At 45.1% G+C, this 24173-nt stretch carries 21 protein-coding genes; 5 read left to right on the top strand and 16 right to left on the bottom strand.

Annotated features, from left to right (window positions below; translation table 11 throughout):
• Nucleotides 1-88: 88 nt before the first annotated feature.
• From MHH52_RS07885 to MHH52_RS07845, 9 genes are all read right to left on the bottom strand, one after another.
• Nucleotides 89-967, bottom strand: a complete 879-nt coding sequence (locus MHH52_RS07885; RefSeq protein ID WP_340007755.1) for a PRD domain-containing protein — start codon at nucleotides 965-967, stop codon at nucleotides 89-91.
• A 131-nt stretch (nucleotides 968-1098) separates the two neighbouring features.
• Nucleotides 1099-2721, bottom strand: coding sequence for a hypothetical protein (locus tag MHH52_RS07880; protein ID WP_340007753.1), 1623 nt, complete (start codon nucleotides 2719-2721; stop codon nucleotides 1099-1101).
• On the bottom strand, nucleotides 2705-3412 hold the full coding sequence (locus tag MHH52_RS07875; protein WP_340007751.1) for an ABC transporter ATP-binding protein: 708 nt from the start codon (nucleotides 3410-3412) through the stop codon (nucleotides 2705-2707). Before MHH52_RS07875 ends, MHH52_RS07880 begins: the two co-directional genes overlap by 17 nt.
• Before the next feature lie 108 nt (nucleotides 3413-3520).
• Nucleotides 3521-5098, bottom strand: coding sequence for a flotillin family protein (locus MHH52_RS07870; protein WP_340007749.1), 1578 nt, complete (start codon nucleotides 5096-5098; stop codon nucleotides 3521-3523).
• Nucleotides 5098-5634, bottom strand: coding sequence for a protease (locus MHH52_RS07865; protein WP_313640843.1), 537 nt, complete (start codon nucleotides 5632-5634; stop codon nucleotides 5098-5100). The genes MHH52_RS07870 and MHH52_RS07865 overlap by 1 nt, the downstream gene beginning before the upstream one ends.
• A gap of 253 nt (nucleotides 5635-5887) precedes the next feature.
• Entirely contained in the window at nucleotides 5888-7051 is a 1164-nt protein-coding gene (locus MHH52_RS07860; protein WP_340007747.1) for an iron-containing alcohol dehydrogenase, read from the bottom strand.
• 150 nt (nucleotides 7052-7201) lie between these two features.
• Nucleotides 7202-8782, bottom strand: a complete 1581-nt coding sequence (locus MHH52_RS07855) for a UDP-glucose--hexose-1-phosphate uridylyltransferase (protein ID WP_313640845.1) — start codon at nucleotides 8780-8782, stop codon at nucleotides 7202-7204.
• 49 nt (nucleotides 8783-8831) lie between these two features.
• Nucleotides 8832-9818 carry a UDP-glucose 4-epimerase GalE gene (gene galE, locus MHH52_RS07850; RefSeq protein ID WP_313640846.1) on the bottom strand — a complete coding sequence of 329 codons (987 nt, stop codon included), beginning with the start codon at nucleotides 9816-9818 and terminating at the stop codon, nucleotides 8832-8834.
• Nucleotides 9819-9822: 4 nt separating this feature from the next.
• The gene (locus MHH52_RS07845; protein WP_340007745.1) at nucleotides 9823-10998 is read right to left on the bottom strand and encodes a galactokinase; all 1176 of its coding nucleotides are present in this window, start codon (nucleotides 10996-10998) and stop codon (nucleotides 9823-9825) included.
• Between the two features lie 218 nt (nucleotides 10999-11216).
• On the opposite strand from MHH52_RS07845, the gene MHH52_RS07840 reads away from it, so the two are divergent.
• Nucleotides 11217-12083, top strand: a complete 867-nt coding sequence (locus MHH52_RS07840; protein WP_340007743.1) for an AraC family transcriptional regulator — start codon at nucleotides 11217-11219, stop codon at nucleotides 12081-12083.
• 86 nt (nucleotides 12084-12169) lie between these two features.
• Here MHH52_RS07840 and MHH52_RS07835 read toward each other — a convergent pair whose 3' ends face one another.
• The 4 genes from MHH52_RS07835 to MHH52_RS07820 form a co-directional block, all read right to left on the bottom strand.
• Nucleotides 12170-13168 (bottom strand): aminoglycoside phosphotransferase family protein, encoded by a 999-nt coding sequence (locus MHH52_RS07835; RefSeq protein ID WP_340007741.1) that lies wholly within the window; start codon nucleotides 13166-13168, stop codon nucleotides 12170-12172.
• Between the two features lie 241 nt (nucleotides 13169-13409).
• A complete protein-coding gene (locus MHH52_RS07830) occupies nucleotides 13410-14150 on the bottom strand; it encodes an NAD-dependent protein deacylase (protein ID WP_340009537.1) in 741 nt (246 codons plus the stop codon).
• A 34-nt stretch (nucleotides 14151-14184) separates the two neighbouring features.
• Nucleotides 14185-14949, bottom strand: a complete 765-nt coding sequence (locus MHH52_RS07825; RefSeq protein ID WP_340007739.1) for an HAD-IA family hydrolase — start codon at nucleotides 14947-14949, stop codon at nucleotides 14185-14187.
• Between the two features lie 34 nt (nucleotides 14950-14983).
• Nucleotides 14984-15727, bottom strand: a complete 744-nt coding sequence (locus MHH52_RS07820) for an alpha/beta hydrolase (protein WP_340007737.1) — start codon at nucleotides 15725-15727, stop codon at nucleotides 14984-14986.
• Nucleotides 15728-15973: 246 nt separating this feature from the next.
• Here MHH52_RS07820 and MHH52_RS07815 point away from each other — a divergent pair, with 246 nt between their 5' ends.
• The 3 genes from MHH52_RS07815 to ilvD all read left to right on the top strand — a co-directional run bounded on the left by MHH52_RS07815 (nucleotide 15974) and on the right by ilvD (nucleotide 19057).
• On the top strand, nucleotides 15974-16507 hold the full coding sequence (locus MHH52_RS07815; RefSeq protein WP_340007735.1) for a hypothetical protein: 534 nt from the start codon (nucleotides 15974-15976) through the stop codon (nucleotides 16505-16507).
• Nucleotides 16508-16551: 44 nt separating this feature from the next.
• Nucleotides 16552-16953 (top strand): hypothetical protein, encoded by a 402-nt coding sequence (locus MHH52_RS07810; RefSeq protein WP_340007733.1) that lies wholly within the window; start codon nucleotides 16552-16554, stop codon nucleotides 16951-16953.
• 418 nt (nucleotides 16954-17371) lie between these two features.
• On the top strand, nucleotides 17372-19057 hold the full coding sequence (gene ilvD / locus MHH52_RS07805) for a dihydroxy-acid dehydratase (RefSeq protein ID WP_340007731.1): 1686 nt from the start codon (nucleotides 17372-17374) through the stop codon (nucleotides 19055-19057).
• Between the two features lie 173 nt (nucleotides 19058-19230).
• Here ilvD and MHH52_RS07800 read toward each other — a convergent pair whose 3' ends face one another.
• Nucleotides 19231-20637: a polysaccharide deacetylase family protein gene (locus MHH52_RS07800; protein ID WP_340007729.1), complete on the bottom strand. Its 1407-nt coding sequence runs from the start codon at nucleotides 20635-20637 to the stop codon at nucleotides 19231-19233.
• Nucleotides 20638-20847: 210 nt separating this feature from the next.
• On the opposite strand from MHH52_RS07800, the gene MHH52_RS07795 reads away from it, so the two are divergent.
• Nucleotides 20848-22038, top strand: a complete 1191-nt coding sequence (locus MHH52_RS07795; RefSeq protein WP_340007727.1) for an AI-2E family transporter — start codon at nucleotides 20848-20850, stop codon at nucleotides 22036-22038.
• Here the strand turns inward: MHH52_RS07795 and MHH52_RS07790 are convergent.
• The gene (locus MHH52_RS07790) at nucleotides 21999-23807 is read right to left on the bottom strand and encodes a penicillin-binding protein 2 (RefSeq protein WP_340007725.1); all 1809 of its coding nucleotides are present in this window, start codon (nucleotides 23805-23807) and stop codon (nucleotides 21999-22001) included. The genes MHH52_RS07795 and MHH52_RS07790 overlap by 40 nt on opposite strands.
• A 178-nt stretch (nucleotides 23808-23985) precedes the next feature.
• On the bottom strand, nucleotides 23986-24126 hold the full coding sequence (locus MHH52_RS07785) for a hypothetical protein (RefSeq protein ID WP_340007723.1): 141 nt from the start codon (nucleotides 24124-24126) through the stop codon (nucleotides 23986-23988).
• Nucleotides 24127-24173: the final 47 nt, after the last annotated feature.

The raw sequence follows: 24173 nt of genomic DNA, 5'->3' as shown, positions 1-24173 counted from the left end.
AATTAAGACACGGATATTGTAGCACCGTTTTTTAGAAGTGACAAGCTTTTTTTATGTGAATCATTGATTACCTGCATAGTGGACATTTTTATTCAGCTTTATCATTCGTATCCATATCCATTTCATCCTCTTTCTTCTGAGCAAGACGCTGTAAATGGATCGTCAAATAGCTTACTTCTGCTGGATACACAGGAATTCGCACTCGGTTTTCGATAACCTTAGTTAATTGCCATGCCAATGTATACATTTCGGGATACTCTCGCTTCATGAGGCCATCCAGCGTAGAAGTCTCTCTTACCGATTCTCCACGGCGCAGTCTTTCTAGAACGAATCGTAAATGGGTCACCAATCGCGAATAATCAAGTGAATCACGCGGGATTCGATATTCCAGATTATTCTCTACGATTCCGATCAAATCCCCAATTAAAAGGGAATGCTGCCTGACCTCGGAAATCTGTCTATTACTAAGCGCACTAACGATATGAAGAGCCACAAAACCAACTTCATCTACGGGCAATTCCACACCCATGCCTTCATTGATCCGCTTAATCGCATACTCTGCCATCTTATATTCTTCAGGATAAATCTCTTTAGTCTCATACAGAAACGGGTTATGAATTGGGATATCTTGTTCATAACGCCGTATAGCAAATGAGATATGATCAGTAAGGGCAATGTGAACATGCTCATTAAGCGGCTGACGACTGCTATGCATAATATATAACAAAATTTCATGTACGATCTCAATCAACTTCTCGTCCACTTGGGGAATAAGCTGTTTATATTGTTCCTGCTCTTCCTGGCTGCGAAGAATAAACATCTTCTCCACGGAGGCTAGATTAATCTTGTCATGCCGTTTTCGATTAAACCCTATCCCTTTACCAATAACTACAACCTCGGAATATTGGGGATGCTGGGCAATGATAACGTTGTTATTTAACACCTTTGCTACTGTTATGCTACTCATATTTGCCACCTCTTTTATCTCTAACACCTGACTTCCAAGCAGCAAACGCAACATGAAACGGTACGATTAAATGAAACTATTCGCTACCATCATATCACCAACAATCCGATTTTAGAAGAACACTCTGCGTTCTATTTTACCCGAAAGGTTCTGCTGGAGAACTTGTAGACCATTGTCACAGCGATAACCATATAAGCAATAGTTCCCGCAAGAACAATTAACGAAAAAAATGAGGATGTACTTGAGATTCCGATACAAGCCACACTGAGTCCCAATACAATGCTGTTGATGATAAAAAAGAATGGATTCTTCATATTAAGCTCCGTGCTGTACGGTTGAAAAATATAATACATGAACAAGTGATGCACCGAAAAGAACAAAGAAAGACAAAGAATCGTTACCCAAAAGATCACCGCATCCACCAATCCCCATTCTTCTCCAGAGAGTAGCAACAGAAAGGTACATGCTATACAAATGGCGAAAGCAGGAATAAGATTTAGTCCACTCAATTTAATAAGACGTATCTTAAAATTGTCCAGAGTTGAAGCTTGTTCACGATAGAATCCATAGCGCAATAAGCTTAGATCACAATTGTAAAACATCGCTTTGCACACTCGCTCACCTATAGAGGTGTAGTTCATAATAAATACGAAAAAGGGTAGTCCACCGAGCAAATATGTCGTTAACTTGGAGAAAGTCTCTGGAGAAATGAACATAATTAGGACTGCCACTATAAAGAGCACACCAATGATTGTCACACGTCTCTGGATGGGTTGAATTAACAAGCGTTTATGTCTGGAGAAAAAAATAGCATTCAAGTAGGCGTATCCTGACTTTCCTTGAAATTGTTGATCCTTTAGTTGTTCCGGCGAAAAGTCCTTCTCCTTGGTCTGAACTTCTGCCACCCTTGCCTCTTTCATCATCCGGCTCATATCCAGCAGTGGATCATCTATCTTGGTAACGACATCTACAGCGCTGCGATAGTTAGGATATTTCCCAATATACACACCTGCAATCCCACCAAGAATTACAATTACAAAGCTCACTGGGACACTAAGTCCTATCGCATCATTTACAAAAGAATACCCTAGATATAGAGGCACATAGGCAAGTAGACAACCTAGTCCAATCACGGACCATACCCAGCCCAACTTTTTGACTAACACAATTCCTTTTTTGTCAAAAAACCAAAGATTCAGCGCCTCAGTGACTATTCTCCAGGCAGTTAACAGTAGTGTAAGCCATACTCCATGCCACAGTGGTGCTCCAAAAATTCCCACAAAGACGGTTAAAGCCGGTAAGAAATATATAAAGAACGTCAGGCCTTTAAGCAAAAGCGTAGCATGCATATACTGCTTAGCCGGAATTCTCATCAGCTTCACACATATGTATTTATCCCGTTTGGGCTCCAAAATAAATACATTCGAGACCGCAGCTACTATAAAACTCAGAACTACAAAGATATGTAAGAACAACGCATACTGTTCGGCGAGCGGCAATTCTTTGTTTGTAAGGACAATTGGCAAATATACCACTATACCCAAGTAGGCGAACTTATTTAAAAATCCCCACAATACCTTCAGTACAAGTACAATCCCAGCGAAGACTTGTTTAAGTGCAACATTGGAGTAGATATCATCTTTTAAAAGTTTGCCAAGAACAGGTAGCTTTTTGAAATAGTAAATTAGCCGATTGGCTCCAGACGAACCTCGAATCCTCTGAATGCTGCGAAGTGTCCTAATCATTGTTGCCATCCTGTAGTAAAGCTATAATCTGCTCCTCAAATTCCGGACTTTGCAGGGTCTCACGTGGAATTTCTTGAAGGGTTCCATGATTTAAAATAACCAGCTCGTCACATAAATCGGCGGCTAATTGCAAAATATGCGTTGAAAAAATAATGATGTGATCCTGCTTCATCTCACGTAGCAGCTTCTTGATCTCAAGAGCCACAACAACATCAAAAGAGGTTAACGGCTCATCCAGCAAAATCAAGGGCGGTCGAGTAATGATAAAGCAGAGCATTTGAATTTTATTCTTCATCCCGTGGGAATAACCCTTGATCAGTCGGTGTCGATCTTCTTCTTGAAACTTAATAATGGAAAAATAATCTTCAATGCTTTTCTTCGGATCGATCTTTTCACGGTTAATGTCCATATAAAACTTTACGAACTCATAACCTGTCAGAAATTCAGGCAAAATGGGCAGAGAAAACACATATCCGATGTCCTCTTCACGAAGCGGATGGGTACAATCTTTCTCACCAATAAAAGCAGCGCCGCTATCCATTTGGATCTCTCCACTCAGACAATTGAAAAGTGAGGTTTTACCTGCTCCATTCCGTCCGAGCAGACCGTATATCTTTCCTTTTTCAAAGGTAAAGTCTGCACCTTTAATTACCTGTTTACCATCAAAGCTCTTATGGATATTATCTAAAATCAGCTGCAAGCTCGTGCACCTCTCCTATTCTCAAGCTCAGAAATAAAACATAGGGTATGGCCGGGAGTATTCACCGGACATACCTTAAGTGAAATGAATCTATGTGGATTTCGTTATTTATTCTTCAGGTTGCTCAGCTACAAAAGTTGAAGCTTTACTCGCTCCCCCCGATGCTGCTGGAGGTTGTAGGGAAGCTGCTGCGGGTGCGACTGGAACTGCCTTACTTCCAGATGCCCCTGAGGATTTGGTCGTCAGCCCTTTAATTAGGGCCTCCACGTCAATACCAGAGACGCTCTTCAGCATCTCAGGGGCAGTAGACATCAGCTGAGTTACATAGTTGCTGACACGTGCCGCACCTTCACCATTACCGGTATCTACAACGGTAAGCTTATCAATGGATGCCAGTGGCTTCGCAATTTGTCCAGCCAAATCTGGCAGCATTTTGACGATAATATCAAGCACCGCTGCTTCGCCGAATTTCTGGAAGGCTTCCGCCAGCTTCTCTTTGGCTTCTGCTTCCGCAAGACCACGCAACCGGATAACTTCGGCATCCGCTGTACCTTTGGCCAGTTCTGCATCCGCCATCGCCTGACCTTCAAGGCGCTTCTGCTCCGCAGTAGCTTTTGCCTGAGTTTCGATACTGTACTGCAACGCATCAGCCTCGCGCATTCTCTTCGCCTTATCAGCTTCCGCCGCTTGCTCTACCGCGTAACGATCCGCCTCCGCTTTTTTCTTCACTTCCGCATCATACTGCTTCTCGCGAACCTGAATTTCTTTAGCTTGCAGATCGATTTCACGTTCCTTACGTACCAGTTCAACCTTCATCTGCTCTTCAACAACGGTCTGCTTCGCACGTGCCTCTTGAATATGGTAAGCCTGATCAGCTTCCGCCTTCGCGGTATCCTGATCCCGTTTAAATGCAGCCACCTTAAGCTGATTATCCTTGGAGGCTTCGGCGATATTTGTATCCCGCAGCAGCTCTGCTTTTTGCCCTTGCTCTTCTGCGTTCGCCTTTTGAATTCTCGCATCCCGCAAAGCTTCTGCTTCAGCGATTTCTGCATCCCGCTTCACCGCAGCAATTCGCGGTTTACCTAGCGCTTCCAGATATCCATGTTTGTCTCGTACATCCTTGATGGTGAAGGAAACAATTTGCAGACCCATTTTCTTAAGATCACGTGCCGCCACACCTTGAACCTCTTGCGCAAAACGATCACGGTTACGGTATACTTCTTCAACAGTCATCGAACCGAGTATTGCCCGCAAGTGACCCTCAAGCACCTCTTGAGCCTCGCTCTTCAGCGCCTCAATGGGTTTACCCATGAACTGCTCTGCGGCTGTTGCCACATCTTCAGTGGAGCTTCCCACCTTAATAATCGCAACACCGTCTGCAATTACCGGTACACCTTGCTCGGTATATACTTCCGGAGTTGTCACATCGAGTTTATGAGAAAGAAGTGACATAAATTCAGCCTTCTGAAATACTGGGAGGATAAACGCCCCGCCCCCGCGAACAATCTTTATTTTACGTCCAGAACCATCGTCTGAAATATGATTGTTCCCTAAAAAGGAACCGGTTACGATCATCCCTTCATCTGGTCCTACAGTTTTGTAACGTGCCCAGAATGCGATCCCTAGCACAAACAGAACAGCGACGACAACAGCTGGAATTAACAAATAATCAGGAATACCGAACATTAAAGATCCTCTCCTCTTCTCTCCTCAAATTCTGACACCATTGCAACGCCTTCTCTAACTTCCACTACAACAACCTTAACGCCTGCCGGGAGTAGCTCATGATCAAAGCTTGCTGCCGTATGCAGGCTATTGCCTGCACCAAACTTCACCATTATTTCACCATAACCCTTAGCAGGAACAGGAACTGTGACTTCCCCGATTTTGCCGGGCAGTTCACTCATAGAGAAACCATTCGACATTTCACTCTTGTCCATGGGCTTAACCACTCCTAAATACATAAGCACACCCAAAAAAGCAGCGGTTAACAAAGACAAAGCAGCGATGGCCCCAGCTTCCAAGTTGCTGTAACGGGTAAGAAGAATGCCCGCTCCACCAAACACGGTTACTCCTCCTGCTAGTACGGTGGGATTCAGAAAATCTACGGATACGAAATCAAAGACCCCATGCAGGGCATTTCCGATCACATCCCCCACCAGGACGCTGACTATGGCAAAAATGACGCCTAGCGCCAAGCAGCCTAAATACAGCGTTTGCATAATTACTTCCTCCTGTCTTCTTTCAGGACTGTCATAATACTTTAAACGAACAAAGTAGGTCATTGGTTTCACAAACTTTGGATATTTACCCAAAAAAGTTCCATCTTAAGATGGAACATGTTCATTAGACACTATGTATTTAACCTTACTATCATGAATTTTCTAATTTTATATCACACAAAAAGCCGCCCCTTATGGGACGGCTCAAATCATCTTCCGTTACCTAAGCTCAAGGTTGAATACATTTGAACACTTACAGAGCCATTTTATAAATCTCAACTACATCCTCACGCTCAAGCTTGCGGAAATTACCAAACGGTCCGAAACGAACGGCCTTATCAGCCATACTGCCGATCTCGCTGTCATCAATATCATAATCACCGAGTGTCTTCGGAGCACCAATGGAATCCCAGAAGCTACGCAAGGCTTCGATACCCTCCAGCCCTATTTCTTTATCCGTCTTGCCTGATGGATCAATATCAAACACATTTACAGCAAGCTTACGGAAACGAGCGGGATCAGTGTCGAGATTATACTTCATCCATTGTGGGAACAGAATTGCCAGTCCTCCACCATGTGGAATGTCGTATACGGCCGATACCGCGTGCTCGATGTTGTGAGTCGCCCAATCTCCAGCAAATCCCATGCTAACCATACCGTTAAGTGCCATTGTACCGCAGTACATGATGGTCTCACGCAGCTCGTAATTATTCAAATTTTCAATAAGCTTCGGTGCGGTTTCGATTACAGTCCGTAGCAAGGTTTCGCAGAAGCCATCTTGTACCGTTGTGTTGCCATCCGTATGGAAATAGTGCTCCAGAACATGAGACATGATATCCACCATTCCGTAGACCGTCTGATCACGTGGCAGAGTAAAAGTGTTTTCTGGGTCAAGAATTGAGAATGCCGGGAATGCATGAATGCTGCCCCAGCCCATTTTTTCCTTAGTCACTTCGTTTGTGATTACAGAACCGCTATTCATTTCTGATCCAGTAGCTGCCATCGTCAGCACTGTACCGAGTGGGAGAGCACCTTGAGGGGCTGCCTTACGCTCTACAAAGTCCCACATGTCACCTTCATACTTCGCTCCAACAGCGACCGCTTTAGCGCAGTCCAACACGCTACCACCACCTACAGCTAGGATGAGGTCGATATTATGCTCGTGACACAGCTCCACACCCTTATGTACGGTAGAAAGGCGTGGATTCGGCTCTACGCCAGAGAGTTCAGTTACCACAGCATCTATTGAGCTCAGCTCAGCGATTACCTTATCGTACAGACCGCTACGCTTGATACTACCGCTACCGTACATCAACAGTACATTCTTACCATACTTAGGAACCTCTGTCTTCAAAGCTTCCAGCGTACCCTGTCCAAAAATCAGCTTGGTAGGATTATAAAATTCAAATTTACGCATATGTGTAAACCTCCATTAGTTATATCAGAATGTTGTGCACACTCGTATTATAAACCTCTGGTTAGTCGCATTCAAATGGTGTAGCTTCGATACCATCAAAAAAGGGGATGTCTATAAGCCCATAGGCTTAAGGACATCCCTCATCCAAACTTACAACGTGCCGAAGCTTTTCACAAAGCGACGGAAAGCAGCTTGCCCCTCCGGTGTCCGCTTGTAGACGCCGGCGTGTTCAAGAATATGTGTAAACTTGATGCCGACTTCGTTCTGCACAATCTTGACGGCTTCTTCATGCTGTAATGAGGTTCCGAAACGCTCTACTAGCTCCTGAACCCAAGCAGCATGCTGCGCAAGTGAATGTCTAGGATCGTTCTTTACCGCTTCTAATAGTGCGTGATCTCCTGCAAGGATGCTCGCAATAGAATCAAGCTCTTCCTTCAGACGACCTGGCAGGATTGCGAGTCCCATGACCTCAATCAAGCCGATATTTTCTTTCTTGATATGGTGCATCTCACGATGGGGATGAAAAATCCCTTCAGGATACTGCTCACTAGTCCGGTTATTACGCAGCACAAGATCCATCTCAAAGCTGCCATCTTCCGCCCGACGAACGATTGGAGTAACGGTATTATGAGGCTGCACTTCACCATCAACTTCACTGAACGCTAATACTTCAGCCTCAGGATCACTATAAGCCTTCCATGCTTCATAAAGTGCATTGCCACACTCCAGCAGTACCGCAGGATCTTCACCATTCAATCGCAATACGGACATAGGCCATTTTACGATGTTGATACTAACACCCGGATAAGATGCATGCGTGAAGGTATCTTCCTTAGGCGCTTTCTGAATTGGGAAGGTGTGACGTCCACCTTGAAAGTGGTCATGCGTCAGAATCGAGCCGCCAACAATCGGCAAGTCCGCATTCGAGCCAATAAAATAGTGCGGGAAAGATCCCACGAAGCTAAGCAGCCGCTTCAAGGTATCCTTGGTAAGCTTCATTGGCACATGATCATGATGGAACACAATACAGTGCTCATTGTAGTAAACATAAGGTGAGTATTGGAACAACCATTTCTCATTATTCAGCTGAAGTGGAATGACACGCAGGTTCTGACGCGGCGGATGATTAACCCGTCCAGCATACCCAACATTCTCACGGCAAAGTAGACATTTTGGATAGACCGGCGGCGGGAGCAACCGGGCCATAGCAATTTCCTTCGGACTTTTCTCAGGCTTGGACAAATTGATCGTCATCTCAATGTCACCGTAAGGCGAATCTTGCAGCCAGTAGACATTCTTCGAAATCCGGTCCATCCGAATATAGTTGGAATCTATGCTTAATTTATAAAAGCGATCTGTAGCTGCGGAGATGCCTTTTTCAGCAGCTAGACGATTGAACTCCGCATTCACCTCTGACGGACGGGCCATTAGGAGTCCCATAATCTTGGCATCCAGCAAGTCACGGTAAGTGTCGCTATTCTCTGGAATCAATCCGATCTCAAAACCATAATCAATCAGTGCATCCAGCGGAACCTGTGGACCTTCCAATGGACTTTGATCGACCTCTCCAACGAACGGCTCACTAAATCCGAACTGATCTAGCAGCACATTACGGCTATAATCTTCATCGGATGGTGCAATGAGCTGCTCCCGCAGTGCGAACAGAACAAGTTGCTCAATCGCATGTAATGCTTTCTGGCCAGCAGGCGTAACCTTATTCTCGTTGTGCATTTTTAATTCTCCTTAAGTAGGATCTCAAGCTCAAGTCGAGCTAAAGCCCTTATTCTCCGTATCCTTGCGGATTGGCAGAATGCCAGTTCCAGGCGCTTTGAATGATATTCTCCAAGTCAGCATGCTGAGGGTTCCATCCAAGGATAGAGCGCGCTTTGTCGGAGGAAGCTACCAATACTGCCGGATCTCCAGCACGACGTTCTTGAATAACTACAGGGATTTCTAGTCCTGTAACCTTCTTCGCTGTTTCAATAACCTGTTTCACCGAGAAGCCAAGTCCATTCCCTAAGTTGAAAATATTACTGTTGCTTCCGCTACGAAGATAGGTTACTGCACGAACATGAGCATCAGCCAGATCGCTAACATGAATGTAGTCGCGCACGCAAGTACCGTCTTCTGTAGGGTAGTCGTCTCCGAACACGGCGATGCTCTCCCGTTGCTTCAAAGCGGTTTGCAATACCAGCGGAACCAAATGACTTTCCGGACGGTGGTCTTCACCGATTTTGCCGCTAGCATGTGCACCCGCAGCATTAAAGTAACGTAGTGCTACGTATTTGATGCCCAGTACTTTGTCAAACCAAGCCATCATACGTTCCATGGTAAGCTTCGTTTCGCCGTATACGTTTGCTGGCTCGGTACGGTCTGTTTCTTCAATCGGTACCTTTTCCGGTTCGCCGTAGGTTGCAGCTGTGGACGAGAATACTATTTTGTTCACGCCAGCTTTTTGCATAGCTTCCAAAAGGCATTGTGTGCCATATACGTTGTTGTCATAATACTTTACGGGGTCCTTCATGCTCTCACCAACCAAAGAGCTCGCCGCGAAATGAATGACTGCCTCAATCTCATTCTCAGCAAACAGCTTACCGAGTAATTCCTTATCGCGCAGATCGCCTTCGTACAGCTTGCCACCCAGTAGCGCCTCACGATGTCCTGTTAGCAGATTGTCGATGACTACCACTTCTTCGCCGCGGTCCAACAGTTCTGCTACAGTATGAGATCCAATATACCCTGCTCCACCCGTTACTAAAATTGCCATCTGATTACACTCCCTTCAATTCTTGGACACCATTACCGATGCCGCAAACGTAGAACTCACCAACCAAACCAGATCTTGTGGTATATGCCTCGCCTACTTCACGAATGAAACGTTCTACATCATCTTCATGTACCAAGGATACAGTACAACCACCGAAACCTGCGCCAGTCATACGGGAACCAAGTGTACCGGGAATACGCTGTGCTTCTTCAACCATAATATCTAGCTCTTCACAGCTAACTTCATACAAATCGCGCAAGGAAGCATGTGAGTCATTCATGAACTGACCGAACTGCTTCAGATCATTGTTCTTTAACACCTCAACGGAATCTAGCACGCGTTGATTCTCTTCCACAACATGGCGAGCGCGGCGCCTAACAATTTCGTCTGTAATTTTATCTAGATGTGCTTCGAATTGTTCACGATTGAGCTGTGCCAGATAAGCTAGTGAAGGAACTTCTTTTTGCAAAATAGACAATGCCTCATCACACTGCTGACGACGCTCATTGTACTTGGAATCCACAAGCCCTCTTCGTTTGTTGGTGTTGCCGATTACCAATTTGTAAGCACCAGTGATGAAAGGTACCAAATTATATTCAAGCGTATCGCACATCAGCAGGATCGCATGATCGCGTTTACCATTGGCAACTGCGAACTGATCCATAATTCCGGAGTTCACACCTACATACTGGTTCTCAGCACGCTGAGACAAGAGTGCAATCTCAACGGTGTCCGTGTCGCCGCCTTCAAGAGTTAGGAAAGCATAGGCAGTTACGACTTCAAGAGAAGCCGATGAGGACAAGCCTGCACCATTCGGAATATCACCATGGAACAGTAGATCGTAACCTTTACTTACTGGGGTGTTTTTCTTATCCAATTCAACCATTACTCCAACCGGATAGTCGATCCATTCCCCAGTTTTGGCCTTGCCAATGTCACTATAATCGATAGTTGCTTCGTAAGGAAAATTAGTAGATGCAAAATTCACTTTGCTGTCACTACGTGGACGCACGATCAAAGTTGTACCAAATTCCAAAGCTGCGGGCAGTACGTATCCTCCGTTATAATCCAAGTGCTCTCCAATGAGATTGACACGTCCTGGTGCATAAAATACTTGAGCTTCTTGCTCGCTTACCCCATACTTTTCGATGAATTTCTTATTAAGTTCCTGTATGCTCATTAATACCACTCCATCCTTTCGCTGCTTCAGCCAGTGGGAATTAGTAAAGCGTTCTTTATGTATTCATTATAATAGAATCAGTTATCCTCTGATAATGCAATCATGTGTGTAATGTATGGATAAATGTGACTTCCCATAATATAATAATTACACAAATAATTGTTACACTCTAAACTATAAGCCATTAAATGACAATAACACAAGAAAGGCTGTCTCAAATGGAGCATACTTATTCCGTAGGATCTAATCCCGTCTATTACGATAAACAAAATCTCCATGTACTGTTTGCTGGTCAGAGTCAGACGATTCCTATGCATCAAGCTGGCCCTAAGATCTACGATTATTATTTACTTCACTTTATAGAGTCCGGCTCAGGTGTTTTTCGTACTGAACATCATAAATATGCACTGGGCAAAGGAGATTTTTTCCTTATTCATCCAGGACAGTTGGTCAGTTATATCTCAGATAAGGATCAGCCCTGGTGCTATCGCTGGGCAGCTTTTACTGGGAGTGAGGCTGATGCTCTTGTGCTGCAGACGGGCTTCACACCACAAAAACCTGTAGTTACTACAACGGGTGACAGCATCATCCCAGGTGCCCTATCCAGTATCATGCAAGCCTTCAAAGCAAACAAAGAGAGTGCCCACCTCACCTCTCTAGGGTATCTTTACCTCATTGTAGGCGAAGCTGCTGATTTGCTCTCTTCCTTCTCCCGTCTTCCCGGAGCTGAATCACAGGTTAAGCGTACTGTGAAGCAAATGATCCACTACATGGCCTCCCAATACGCCCACCCGGTCTCCATTGAACAAATGTGCGATACGCTTGGCTATAACCGGGCCTATCTATCCCGTGTATTTAAGCAAGAGACCGGTTTATCTCCGGTAACATACTTATTGAAGCTGCGCATAGAGAAGTCCAGACAGCTGCTGCGTGAACGACCTGAGCTGTCTGTGGAACAGGTTGCTGCATCTGTAGGATTAACTGACGCCTTGTATTTCTCGCGCCAATTCAAACGTTTTTGTGCTCAGTCACCCACCGCTTACCGCCTCACAACGACTAGACATGTAAAGAAACCAGACCATTAGGAGATGGCTGCACAAAAGGGATTCACATATTAGACAAGTCTAATATGTGAATCCCTTTGTTAAGCTAACCTTTCAGTTAGCTGAGGTTATCTTGCATAAAGCCTCAGATATTCGGGGTAAGCACGAAGATGTATCTCTTTCGCCCTTTTCTGAGCCATTTCTTTCAGTTCTGGCACATGCTCCGCATCAATATAGTCAGCGAGAACATCAATCACATCATCAAGGAGCTTAGCTCTAAAATAAAACTCAATCCGTTCCAATATTGCACGGCCTGCTAAATCAATAACTAGATCTTTACAATAAGCCCAATCCTTTGATTTATAGAGCGGCCAAAGAAGTACGGAATAGTCCATTGCAGCGTCTCCAAATACCGTTAAGTCATCCCAATCGATAATCCAAAAATCATTATTATTATCAACTAAGATATTCTGCCAATTAATATCATTGTGTACGATGTCGGTCGCCTTCCTCTGAAAAGAAGGGTGCTGACTAACCATTATTCGCAATGCTTCCACTTCTGTATCGAACCAATCTAAAGTGTCCGTCGTTACGAAGTCCAGCAAATGCCTCTCAGCTCTAATGATTTGCAAATCTTCTTCAAATCGAGTGATATATTCGTCAGTAAATGCGTCGGCATAGTTGTAGTCCTTATCCTCACTTGCAACTGCCATCCTAATCTCTTTATCCGCATGTAATCGATGAAGGGACTTCAGAACCTTTTCAATTATTGGCAGTGGATCGGAGATGGAACCTAATGGTTTACCTTCAATAAAATCAAACACTAAACCATAGGAATAACCAGATGTTATTTCTTGTGTAACCTCTCCAATCAACCGTGGTGCCTTGTAATTATGAGTCAAATGTTCATTGATCATAACCCACTGTTTAAGTCGTGTTGCTTTTCGTTCTTGCGAGAGTTTTAAATGACGAATGGTTTGACCATCCGTTATGCGATAAGACTGGTTTACAAACCCTCCAGGGTTCCAAATATACTTAGCCTCAATCTTCGACCTATTTAACCCTAAAGATTGCGGGTTGGCTTCGGCCCACTCTTTCACCTTGTTTTCATCTTGATGCAACTCCATTGATGCATCTCATCCTTTCACGGTTGCTACAGATAACCGAGGTAGCTCAAAACATTTTTTCTTGTCCAAGGCTTCCTCGGTTATAGATAGCTTGCGTTGTACATCTGGTGTAGTCCGGCTCTTATTTAAGCTGATGAATTAGGAGCGGCGTACCTAGGCCTTTCAAGATCCTAACCGCCCTTACTTTAAAGAACTGCGCGCAATAATGATCTGGCAACCGACAAGCCATAAGAACATCCCTTTAGCCAAGCAGATCCATAACACTGCCGAGTACTTTCCCAATACGATCTTTAATCAGAAGATCAGCTCGATCATCAAAGGGTGTCGGGTCGCCATTAAGCAGCACCGTACGTCTGCCCCGGAAATAAGTGACCAGACTAGCCGCAGGCTGGACCGTAAGAGAAGTTCCACCAATGATAAGCATATCTGCTGCTGCTATCGCTTCGACAGAACTCATCAGTACCGAATGGTCTAATTCTTCTTCATATAGAACAACATCCGGCTTGATAATGCCCCCACATTCGGGACAACGAGGAACGCTCTCTGTGGTATCTAGCAGCTGTTCCAATCCGTAATAACGTGAGCAGTCCATACAATGGTTGCGATGAATCGAACCATGCAGTTCAAGTACATTTCGGCTGCCCGCCAGCTGGTGCAGGCCATCAATATTTTGCGTAATAACAGCCTTAAGCTTGCCCTGCCGTTCCAATTCCGCAAGCAGCTGATGCGCGCCATTAGGACGAGCATCAGGATGAATCATTTTACTGCGGTAAAAATCAAAAAAAATGTCCGGTGAGGACATAAAAAAAGTACGGCTCAGCATCACTTCAGGTGGATAAGGTGAATTGTGCTGAGTCTGGTATAATCCTGCTGCCGAGCGGAAATCCGGAATCCCGCTCTCTGTAGATGTACCCGCCCCTCCGAAGAAAACGATATTGTCACAGTCTTTAATCCAAGAAGCAAGTGTCTGCAATTGATCCATGTGATGTAGCACATCCTTTTCATTAGTATGCTGATCAGTAAGTGATCCGTAGCTCATTAAAGCTAGAAATAATCACATCTGCGTCAATCAGGTGCTTCCCATCGCCCATGTTGGTGATTCCAACGGCGAGGCGTAAGCCTGCACCTTTACCTAATTGCATATCTGCATTACTGTCACCGATAATAATCGTCACTTCAGGCGAAAGTCCCAGCTCCCTGCAGGCTAATTTAGCCATTTCAGGTGCGGGTTTTCCGTTTAATACTCTGTCTCTTGTAACTACCGAATCAAAATATTGTGTAATTCCAAGCCAATCCAGATGCTCCTGAGTGGTCTTTGCACCATCTGAAGTAACCACGCCTAGCTTGAGCGATGCAGCAGCGCATTGTTCCAGAAAGGGATAAAGCCCTTCTAGCGGCTGGGCCGTGCGGCATCTGCGCAATTCATACATCGCGTCCTTAGCTATACTCCTCACACGGGTCAACGCTTCATTCCAAGGAACGCCCGCAGTGTACAGCTGCCATGCGAGCACACCATAATTTTCTTCCTCTGTAGCCATGGTGAGCGGCCCTGCAGGATCATAACCAATCAACTTACCCGTAGCATCATGCTGTGTACCAAGCACTTTACTTCGATCTACAATAAAATCGGTTCCCATAATCGCAAGCTGATCTTCCATCCCACGCAGTACAAGCTCGGCCCAATACCCCCATGTGGCTAATAGATCCAATAACGTGCCATCCTTGTCGAACAATATTCCTGAACAGGGAATGCACTCATCGTTAATATGTAGTAATGGCATAATTTTCTCTCCTTATTGTTGGAAAGACAGAAGACTATCTGAGATTCCCTAGCCAATCCAGCATAGCGCGTACTGTGTCATTTTGCTGCTCTTCCTCAGAAATGGTTGCTTCCCCGTCTCCTTTTTGTGGTCCATAGCTTCCAAACTGAGCATGATTTCCACCGACGATTGAACTATACACCGTATTATCTGGCAGATAGGAGCGACCTTTGCTGTAGCTGTCTCTGTCAATCACTTGATCCTCAGTACCCACTACCGACAATACTGACAAAGTGGTCTCACGTAAACTACCTTTTTCATCCGGATAAGAGGCCAAGAAAAATACACCTTCAAGCTGGTCCGCATGCTCAACTGCATAACGTGACGCCATGACGCCCCCAAGTGAATGTCCACCTAGAACAAAAGATTGCTTCGGATGCACACGAATAATCTCTTCTGCGGCATCGCCTTTTGTTACTGCTAAATTAAGCGGCATTTTGGCGATGTAGAAAGGATGCCCCGCAGCAGCGATGCCCTTCGCAAGTGGGGAGTAAGCTTCTGGTTTCACCAGAGCTCCAGGGTAAAATATGATCGAGGCACCTTTAGTAATGGAAGGTTCGAACGAGATCCAGTTGTCATTCTGTTCGACTGTAACTCCACCACTTGAAATCAGTGCAGTTTCCGCTTCTTCAGCTGGTGCATATGGAGTTAGATACCTCCACAGCAGCAAACCGGCTACAACAAGAATGATTAGTACAATTAAACCGATACGACGTTTAGTTATTCTTTTCTTCAACATGCTCCACTCCCGGATGTTACTGCATATAAGAAAATTATAGTAGAAACCCTCTATTCTAACAACCTTCAACACATCGCCACAATTGGCACTTATGAAAGCGCTTTCGTTAGTGAGCTAATTCACAATTCAATTAAAGAAAATCTTGTATTTTAAAATTGAAGCATCAAGCATCTTTGGGGGGAAGTCATGGTAGGGGAAAACTCGCTAGACACGCCTGGGAAGACTTTTTTTCTAAATTTACGTTTTATGCTGATAGTCACTGTGTTCGTTGGAAACGCTATAGAACCACTTATAGGATCTATGAGCAGCTTGTATAGTTTATATATGTGGATCTTCAGCTTTCATATGCCCCTCTTCGTGCTTGTTACCGGCTATTTTGCCAATAAGCACCTCACAGGTACGCAAGGCCGCCGCATACTCATGCAAATCGGATTGCAATACATTATCTTTCAAAGCCTCTACTCTGTGCTGGACGCCACCATTTATCAGGTACAGGGTATCCATCATTCCTTCTTCGCCCCCTATCTGCTCTTATGGTTCCTAGCAAGCCATGCTTTCTGGCGTTTGCTTATAATCGGGATGCGTAAATGGACGCCTACTGCACAATTCATTTTTGCTGTCGCCTCTGGAATTGCCGTTGGATACCTACAGCTTGATGGAGTATGGTTCAGCATTAGCCGCACTTTTGTATACCTGCCATTCTTCGTTTTAGGTTATCATTTCTCGTTCCAATCTTTTTTTCGCTTTTTTAAAAACGGATTAAATTCACCGCTTCCTTAGTCTCCATACTTCTATTTATTCTGTTTGCGACTTGGGGATCTCGGTTGTCGGTAGGCTGGCTTTACGGAAGTATGACTTACATGCAGCTTGGAGTTCAGGAATGGTACGCAGGAATATATCGTCTAGCTATCTACGCTCTGCAAATATCTGCTGCAATAGCATTTATGGGGTGGGTTCCTTACTCTTTCAGTCGGATAACTGACTGGGGTACCCGTACCTTGTATGTTTTTCTACTTCACGGATTTATCGTTCGCTTTGCCGCCGTTTCAGGCCTGTACTCCCATATTAACCATTCCGTAGGCGCCACCTTATTAGTGCTCTCTGCAATCTTACTAACCATTCTCTTAGCCCAACCAAGTGTAAAACGGCTGATGCATCCTATTGTTGAACCCTCAGTTGGTTGGATGATCACCCTACAGCGTGCCGCCTTACGACGCTCATTATAAGTATAAACGGCTTCGGCGTCCTTATAAGGACGATAAGCGTTTAAGCGAGAAATATAAGACTTAAAGTATTGTGTGAAACTTATACTTTCTAATATTTTAAAGTAGCCTATCCCCCAGCGGATAGGTTTTTTTATACTCTATTAAGGTTGGCCTCCTCATGAGAAACTTCACACTGTTCGGTAGAAAAAACGAATTCTTTGTGATAGACTCACTAATAACAATGACTTCTCCGTTCATTATAGGCGGGAACCGTTTATACCAAAACAGCTGCATTTTTTATAGAAACGGCTTCGAACTTCTTCTTTAGGAAGCTGGTCCCCGTTCTTTCTATAAACCGTATATACGCAGATCTTTGGAGTTCATTGCGTTAATGCGACACTATATTTGATTGCAATTTATTTAGGGGGGAAATGTCATTATGGCAACCAAGAAAATGCGTTCAGACATGATTAAAAAAGGCTTTGACCGTGCTCCACACCGTAGTCTCCTGCGTGCAGCCGGAGTAAAAGAAGAAGATTTCGGAAAGCCGTTTATTGCGGTCTGCAATTCCTATATTGATATTGTTCCAGGTCATGTGCATCTGCAAGAGTTCGGTAAGATCGTTAAGGAAGCGATTCGCGAAGCTGGCGGCGTACCTTTTGAATTCAATACGATCGGCGTAGATGACGGCATCGCAATGGGACATATCGGCATGCGTTATTCACTGCCAAGCCGTGAGATCATCGCTGACGCTTTGGAAACTGTAGTTTCCGCGCACTGGTTCGATGGCATGGTCTGCATCCCTAACTGCGATAAAATCACACCGGGTATGATGATGGGCGCACTGCGTGTCAACATCCCAACCATGTTCGTAAGCGGCGGTCCAATGAAAGCCGGCGTAGATAGTAAAGGTAAAAAGCTCTCCCTTACCTCGGTATTTGAGGGCGTAGGTGCTCACCAAGTTGGCAAAATCAACGATGCTGAATTGCTTGAATTAGAACAATTCGGTTGTCCTACCTGCGGATCTTGTTCGGGAATGTTCACGGCCAATTCCATGAACTGCTTGGCAGAAGCACTTGGACTGGCATTGCCGGGTAATGGTACCATCCTAGCTGTAGCTGATGAGCGCAGAGAATTTGTACGCAGATCCGCTACTCAACTGATGGAATTGATTAAGTTAGATCTTAAACCAAGAGATATCGTAACTAAAGAATCACTCGATAACGCTTTTGCACTGGATATGGCAATGGGCGGATCCACCAATACGGTGCTACACACCCTTGCACTGGCTCAAGAAGCTGGTATCGATTATCCGCTTGAACGCATTAACGAAGTTGCTAACCGTGTTCCTTACTTGGCGAAACTGGCTCCGGCATCCGATATTTTCATTGAAGATGTGGACCGCGCGGGCGGCGTTAGTGCCGTATTGAATGAACTGCTTAAGAAACCGGGTGCTCTGTACGGAGAATGTATGACGGTTACCGGCAAAACATTAGCCGAGAACGTAATCGGACATGAAATCCAAGATACTTCCGTAATTCATACGATCGATAACCCTTACTCCGAAAGAGGCGGTCTCGCCGTACTTTACGGCAACCTGGCTCCTGAAGGTTCCATCATTAAAGTAGGTGCAGTAGATGCTTCTGTAGGTGGATATCACAAAGGTCCTGCGATCTGCTTTGATTCCCAAGAATCTGCACTCGAAGGTATCGCTAATGGCAAGGTTAAAGAAGGCCATGTAGTCGTTATCCGTTATGAAGGTCCAAAGGGTGGACCCGGAATGCCGGAAATGTTAGCTCCTACTTCACAAATCGTTGGTATGGGTCTTGGTGCGAAGGTCGGTCTGATTACAGACGGACGTTTCTCGGGTGCTTCCCGCGGAATCAGCATCGGCCACATTTCTCCAGAGGCGGCTGAAGGCGGCCCAATCGCTTTTGTTGAAGATGGCGATATCATTGAACTCGATCTCAACAACCGTAAGATTGAACTACTGGTTGACGAAGAAGTATTGGCGGTTCGCCGTACTGGCTGGAAAGGTTTTGAACCTAAAGTTAAGACTGGTTACCTGGCTCGTTACTCCAAAATGGTTACCAACGCAAGTAACGGTGCAGTACTGAAGATTTAATTAGCAAACCCGAGTTCTAATTATTCCTAGCATACAAGAGCAGTCCACCTTAGATAATCTTTGGTCGGACTGCTCTTTTTTATTGGAAACAAAAAAGATGCCTTACAATCCATCTCTGGCTTGTGGGACATCTACATTACCGTTCATTATATAAGACTAAATAATATCGTGAATCAATTGGTTACTGTGACTCCAGGTAATTCTACTTCTATAAGCGAATCATTAAGTGACAACGCTTCCTCTTGCTGCGATTTACGTTTCCTTGCTGACCTTTCATCATGAGGCAGCTGCTGATTCATTTTCTTAAGTAGATCTGAGACAGGCATTAGGATTAACTTCGGCACAAGGGCCTCACTCCGCTCCTTGAGCCTAGCACCACCAGCTGGATGAATCACACTTAACAGGATCTTTAAGTAAAACTTGGAGGAGCGTGCGAATAAGCCTTCCGGAAGATCATGTACAGTAAAGCCAAATTTCTCCGGTCCCCGGTTAATCATGCTAACCCCATAAAGCGCTTTTGCCTGCGAGAGATCCACATCTTTGGCAATGATTTCAGCGAGCATCGGTAAATCTTTCTCCATTCTGCGAATCATTCGAATCGCAAGTTGAGCAGAAGAACGAGAATGAATACCTAATTCGAATAACTGTCTGTTATCAACATGAAGCTCAACGACATTATCACCTTTACTCAGGAGGCCTCCGCCATCGAGTTCAACAGGCTCACCCTGATATTTTCGCATTCGATAATGCAAGAACGGGTCGTTTGGAGTAATCGACTTGATCCGGAATAGAGCTTGAAATACCTGCTCCCACGCTAGCCAGAGTCCTACAAGCACTCGTTTACCATATGATACATGCCGTATAGATGACTTCTCCGCCATCTTGATCATGTCGTCAACTCGAATGGTACGCAGTCCCCTTTTATGCGCCTCCTGCAGCGTCAGTTCAAGGGCCACCAGCATATTCTCGGGTGCATCCGGATCTGCGCCCAGCGTTGTGCCGCTATCATGCAGCAGCATCACTTCACCGGGATTTAATCGAGCCAGCATCTTCTCGGTGAGCCGCTGCGCACCTAGTTTCTCGCGCCAATCCCCAAACATTACAGACCAAAGAACAATTTCAACTTGGCGACGTTTTGAAATATCAAACAAATTGACAATACCCCAAGGTGGACGGTAATGCGTACTGCGCTCGCCTATAATATTGTAGATAATATCATTCGTACGCTGAATCTGCCGACGGACGGTTGCGGGCCGCATAAGCCAGTTCGTCTTGTGAACATAATTATGAATTCCAATAAGATGCCCCTCATCATGTATCCGCTGAATAAGCTCTGGATAACGTTCAGCATTAGATCCTACTACAAAAAAGGTTGCTTTTGCATCATACTTCTTTAATAAATCCAGGAGTAATGGTGTAAATCGAGGATCAGGTCCATCATCAAAGGTCAGTGCGAATTCATTTCGCCCTCGCCTAGTTCCTTTACGAAAGACACGGTAACCAAAAATGCGACTGATCATACCAGGAATAAAAGCATAAAATGATGAGATATAAAATAACCAGAGCAGCAAAGTCTGCATATGAATTCCTCGCTTTTCCAGAGTTGACTTTGGCTCGCCTTACGTCTGCAAGCAGAACCTGTGATACGGCCAAGTGAAGTGAAATAAAAAAATACGTTACCCCCTATTTTAACACATGTATCAAAGAAATAGACGATTATTAAGTAAAATCATGTACAATGTATTCAATCTGGCTTATCAACTTATAAAAAAAGGGAGTTGTTTATATCTATGCTGCCGTTATACAAAAAATATTGGCGCACGTTCTTCGACATCGGATTAATTGTCCTCACGGTCTATCTGGTCATGTTTGCCTTCAGTAAATTGTATCAGTTAGCCGCACCTGTATTCCTATCCTTTTTTGTATTTATGCTTATTGAACCACTGGCCCGTTTCTTGAACCGACGAGGGCTTGCCAAACCATTTGCTTCGGCGATCTCAGTGCTTCTGTTCCTAATTCTTCTTCTAGGTACGTTATTTGGCGCTGGGCTATTGGTCACCATCCAAGCTCTTCACTTTCAAGATACTCTCCCTAAGTATACATATGTGATGCAGCAACATTTCGTGGAGACCACAACCTATCTTCAGCAAAAAATCGATAATTTGCCGCCCGATATTACCGACAAAGTTAATGGGTACTTTAAAGATGCCACCAATGTCCTTACCGTATGGCTTGTTACTTTTCTAAAGTATATGGTCGGTGTTCTCGGATCCTTCTCCTCCTTCATGGCCAATTTTGGGATCGCCATTATTTTGGCATTTTTTCTTAGTATGGAGATTAAAGATTGGCGCAAAATTGCCCATGACAAAATGCCAAAAACATTTAAAACGGCCTATGCCTTTTTGCAGGGAAATGTGTTTAAAGCCATCGGTTCTTATTTGAAAGCTCAGCTTATTCTGATCAGCATTACCTTTGTCATCGTACTGACCGGCTTATTCATTCTTAGAACCGGCAACGTACTCACTATGGCGCTTGTCTGTGCTGTATTTGACGTCTTGCCGCTCCTTGGTGTAACGACGATTTTAGTCCCTTGGATCATCTATCTGTTCATTGTTGGGAATACCTCTTTAGCAATCGGTCTAATCGTACTCCTCGCGATTGTACTTATTGTAAGACAACTGCTTGAGCCGAAGATTACCGGGAATTCGATTGGAGTATCGTCTGCTTTTCTAATGCTGTCCTTCGTCATTCTGTCCACATCTGCTTTCGGTATGGCCGGTCTGATCCTGTCGCCGATTCTGCTTATTCTGATTAAAGAACTAATTCAACAAGGATATCTTCAGAGCTGGATCTATCTGCCTCAAGAGGAGTTTATCGTTTCGCCCTTTGCTGCAAACGGCCCTTCATCTAAGGGCAACGCTACTGTTCCTCCTCCGGAAACTCAAGCTTCTGAAGAAACCGATAGCAAATCAAATACCTGACCAAACAGCTTGATGGCAAGATGCGGACTGTCCGGAGCAACATTCTCTACAGCGACTGATACAGCATATCTTGGGTGATCCACTGGGCCATAGCCGATAAACCATTGATTGTTGCGTGCCACGCCCTTAACTTGGGTCTGTGCCGTACCTGATTTACCTGCAACCGCCCAGTGCGTGCTCTGTAGACGGGCTCCTGTTCCTTCCGTCACTACTTTGCGCATCATGGGCAGTAACTGGCGGGCTGTAGACTCAGAGATCCTTCCTGCCAAAGAAGGGGATAGATGTCCCGGCAGATCCTCCAGCTTCTGCCCGTTCGCGAATGCTACTCGCTGCAGAATTCTCGGCGCCCTTACTTCACCTCCATGAAGTAGCGTTACGATAAGGTTAGCTGCCTGTAGAGGCGTAACTTGTACATCTCGCTGTCCAATCGCGGTCTGTACCCTGGCTCCCTTGTCATCCGGAAGCAATGTAGTAAATATGGTTCCCTTTTGTTCTCCAGATAGTGGTTTTAGGAGTGGAAACCCAAGCGTCTTCTCTGCTTGCCAGCTAATATCTCTTCCGAGTCCTAGCGCGAGTGCAGTCGATTGAAGCTGAACTCCACTCAACCGCTCAGCCAAAGCAGCAAATACAGTATTACAGGACACGGCGAACCCTTGCGCCAGCGTAAGGGGCCCGTGTCCTTTTCCTTTCAGACAAGAAAGTCCATATTTCTCATATTGCCCTGAACAATAAAAGAGCTCGTCAGCGGATGTTACTCCAGCTTCTAACGCCGCGGCTGCTGTAACGATTTTGAAGATCGATCCAGGAACGGCAGCCTGTAAAGCGCGATTATTCCACTCCCCCCCTTGAGGAGATATCTTCTCTGGGTTGTAGAAGGGTAAAGATACCATGGCTTCAATATCTCCCGTTCCGATGTCTAATACCACCACGGCTCCTTCTTTCATTCCGGATTTGAGTGCTAGCTCCTCGATTCCTTCCTGGAGTTTCTTATCAATCGTTGTATATAAAGACAGAGGAAAATAGGGATTGCCTGGTGCCCTAACTTGAATGGGGCTGCCTGGAAGGCGATTCCCATGCGCATCCACTTGAGCATAAGCCTCAGTATGACCTACACCTTGAAGCAATGGCTCTAGCGTCTTTTCTAAACCGTCCGTACCCGTCATCGGAATTCTAAGGCCTGTGGGTGAAGCTTTATCTCCGGCATGCATGACAGCTTCCGATAAATATCCTAGCCATTGACGACCCGAAGAATTCCCATCATATCTGCGAGCAAAAGGAAGCACGCCTACTCCGTCGATACCAAGCGCACTCACTTCTTCTGCCTGTGCCTGGGACAACGCGAGTGGTCCTTTTCCCACTGAAGATGGCCAAAGCAAAGGTTCTTTAAGCGAAGAGCGTTTATTCAAAAGTTGTTCATAGCTGACACCCAGAATCTCTGCCAGTCTGTGCATGGGTTTCGCTTCTTCGTAAACAGCCTTCGTCACAGGTTTCTTAGCCTTCTCCTCTTGTGGAAAAAACGCCGCAGTCCAAATGGTTTCCCCAGCAAGCGGCTCACTCTTGCGGTCATACAGCCGACCCCGTCCGCTGTCGAGCACAGTCTCCCGTTCACTCTGAATTTCAGCCATTTTAGCCAATGTATATTTCGTTCCAGGAACCGTCTGTTCCTTCATAAACAGTTGAACCCACGCCAGCCTAAGGATCAACACGGCTACAGCCGCAGATAAAATAAGAAGACCGCTGACTACACGCCGGTGTTTGTTATTACGCAATGTCTTCCCTCCTGATCAGACTACACACCTATTATGTCCCACCCACATCCTTTAGAATTGCCATAAATTTGCCTTCACAACATCACATCCAAAAATTTATTTCACTTAAATGTAAAAAAATCCTCCGCAGTGCTACGGAAGATCTCTGTTCTATTCTTTCTTTAGTTCCTTTGCCTTCTTAAAGGCCTGCGAATCCTTCAAAATAACCCGCTTGACGTGCGATCAGCACATCAGATTCATACCATTTTCCGCTTGGTACATCGTTAAAGCTAGTGCTCGTTTGCTGTGAAAAACCGAATAATCGGTTGAGCACTGCCACAAATTCTGCTCTTGTTACCTTTCCGTTTGATAGGACATCTTCAGGTG

It is taken from the genome of Paenibacillus sp. FSL K6-0276 (assembly GCF_037977235.1).
GTDB lineage: Bacteria > Bacillota > Bacilli > Paenibacillales > Paenibacillaceae > Paenibacillus_AQ.
This window is presented reverse-complemented; position numbering and strand designations above follow the sequence as displayed.

What these genes read in the sequence shown, in the direction of transcription:
- MHH52_RS07885 (WP_340007755.1), bottom strand. Translation starts at nt 967, where the DNA reads ATGAGTAGCATAACAGTAGCAAAGGTGTTAAATAACAACGTTATCATT.
- MHH52_RS07880 (WP_340007753.1), bottom strand. Translation starts at nt 2,721, where the DNA reads ATGGCAACAATGATTAGGACACTTCGCAGCATTCAGAGGATTCGAGGT.
- MHH52_RS07870 (WP_340007749.1), bottom strand. Translation starts at nt 5,098, where the DNA reads ATGTTCGGTATTCCTGATTATTTGTTAATTCCAGCTGTTGTCGTCGCT.
- MHH52_RS07865 (WP_313640843.1), bottom strand. Translation starts at nt 5,634, where the DNA reads ATGCAAACGCTGTATTTAGGCTGCTTGGCGCTAGGCGTCATTTTTGCC.
- MHH52_RS07860 (WP_340007747.1), bottom strand. Translation starts at nt 7,051, where the DNA reads ATGCGTAAATTTGAATTTTATAATCCTACCAAGCTGATTTTTGGACAG.
- MHH52_RS07855 (WP_313640845.1), bottom strand. Translation starts at nt 8,782, where the DNA reads ATGCACAACGAGAATAAGGTTACGCCTGCTGGCCAGAAAGCATTACAT.
- galE (WP_313640846.1), bottom strand. Translation starts at nt 9,818, where the DNA reads ATGGCAATTTTAGTAACGGGTGGAGCAGGGTATATTGGATCTCATACT.
- MHH52_RS07845 (WP_340007745.1), bottom strand. Translation starts at nt 10,998, where the DNA reads ATGAGCATACAGGAACTTAATAAGAAATTCATCGAAAAGTATGGGGTA.
- MHH52_RS07840 (WP_340007743.1), top strand. Translation starts at nt 11,217, where the DNA reads ATGGAGCATACTTATTCCGTAGGATCTAATCCCGTCTATTACGATAAA.
- MHH52_RS07835 (WP_340007741.1), bottom strand. Translation starts at nt 13,168, where the DNA reads ATGGAGTTGCATCAAGATGAAAACAAGGTGAAAGAGTGGGCCGAAGCC.
- MHH52_RS07830 (WP_340009537.1), bottom strand. Translation starts at nt 14,150, where the DNA reads ATGGATCAATTGCAGACACTTGCTTCTTGGATTAAAGACTGTGACAAT.
- MHH52_RS07825 (WP_340007739.1), bottom strand. Translation starts at nt 14,949, where the DNA reads ATGCCATTACTACATATTAACGATGAGTGCATTCCCTGTTCAGGAATA.
- MHH52_RS07820 (WP_340007737.1), bottom strand. Translation starts at nt 15,727, where the DNA reads ATGTTGAAGAAAAGAATAACTAAACGTCGTATCGGTTTAATTGTACTA.
- MHH52_RS07815 (WP_340007735.1), top strand. Translation starts at nt 15,974, where the DNA reads ATGCTGATAGTCACTGTGTTCGTTGGAAACGCTATAGAACCACTTATA.
- ilvD (WP_340007731.1), top strand. Translation starts at nt 17,372, where the DNA reads ATGGCAACCAAGAAAATGCGTTCAGACATGATTAAAAAAGGCTTTGAC.
- MHH52_RS07800 (WP_340007729.1), bottom strand. Translation starts at nt 20,637, where the DNA reads ATGCAGACTTTGCTGCTCTGGTTATTTTATATCTCATCATTTTATGCT.
- MHH52_RS07795 (WP_340007727.1), top strand. Translation starts at nt 20,848, where the DNA reads ATGCTGCCGTTATACAAAAAATATTGGCGCACGTTCTTCGACATCGGA.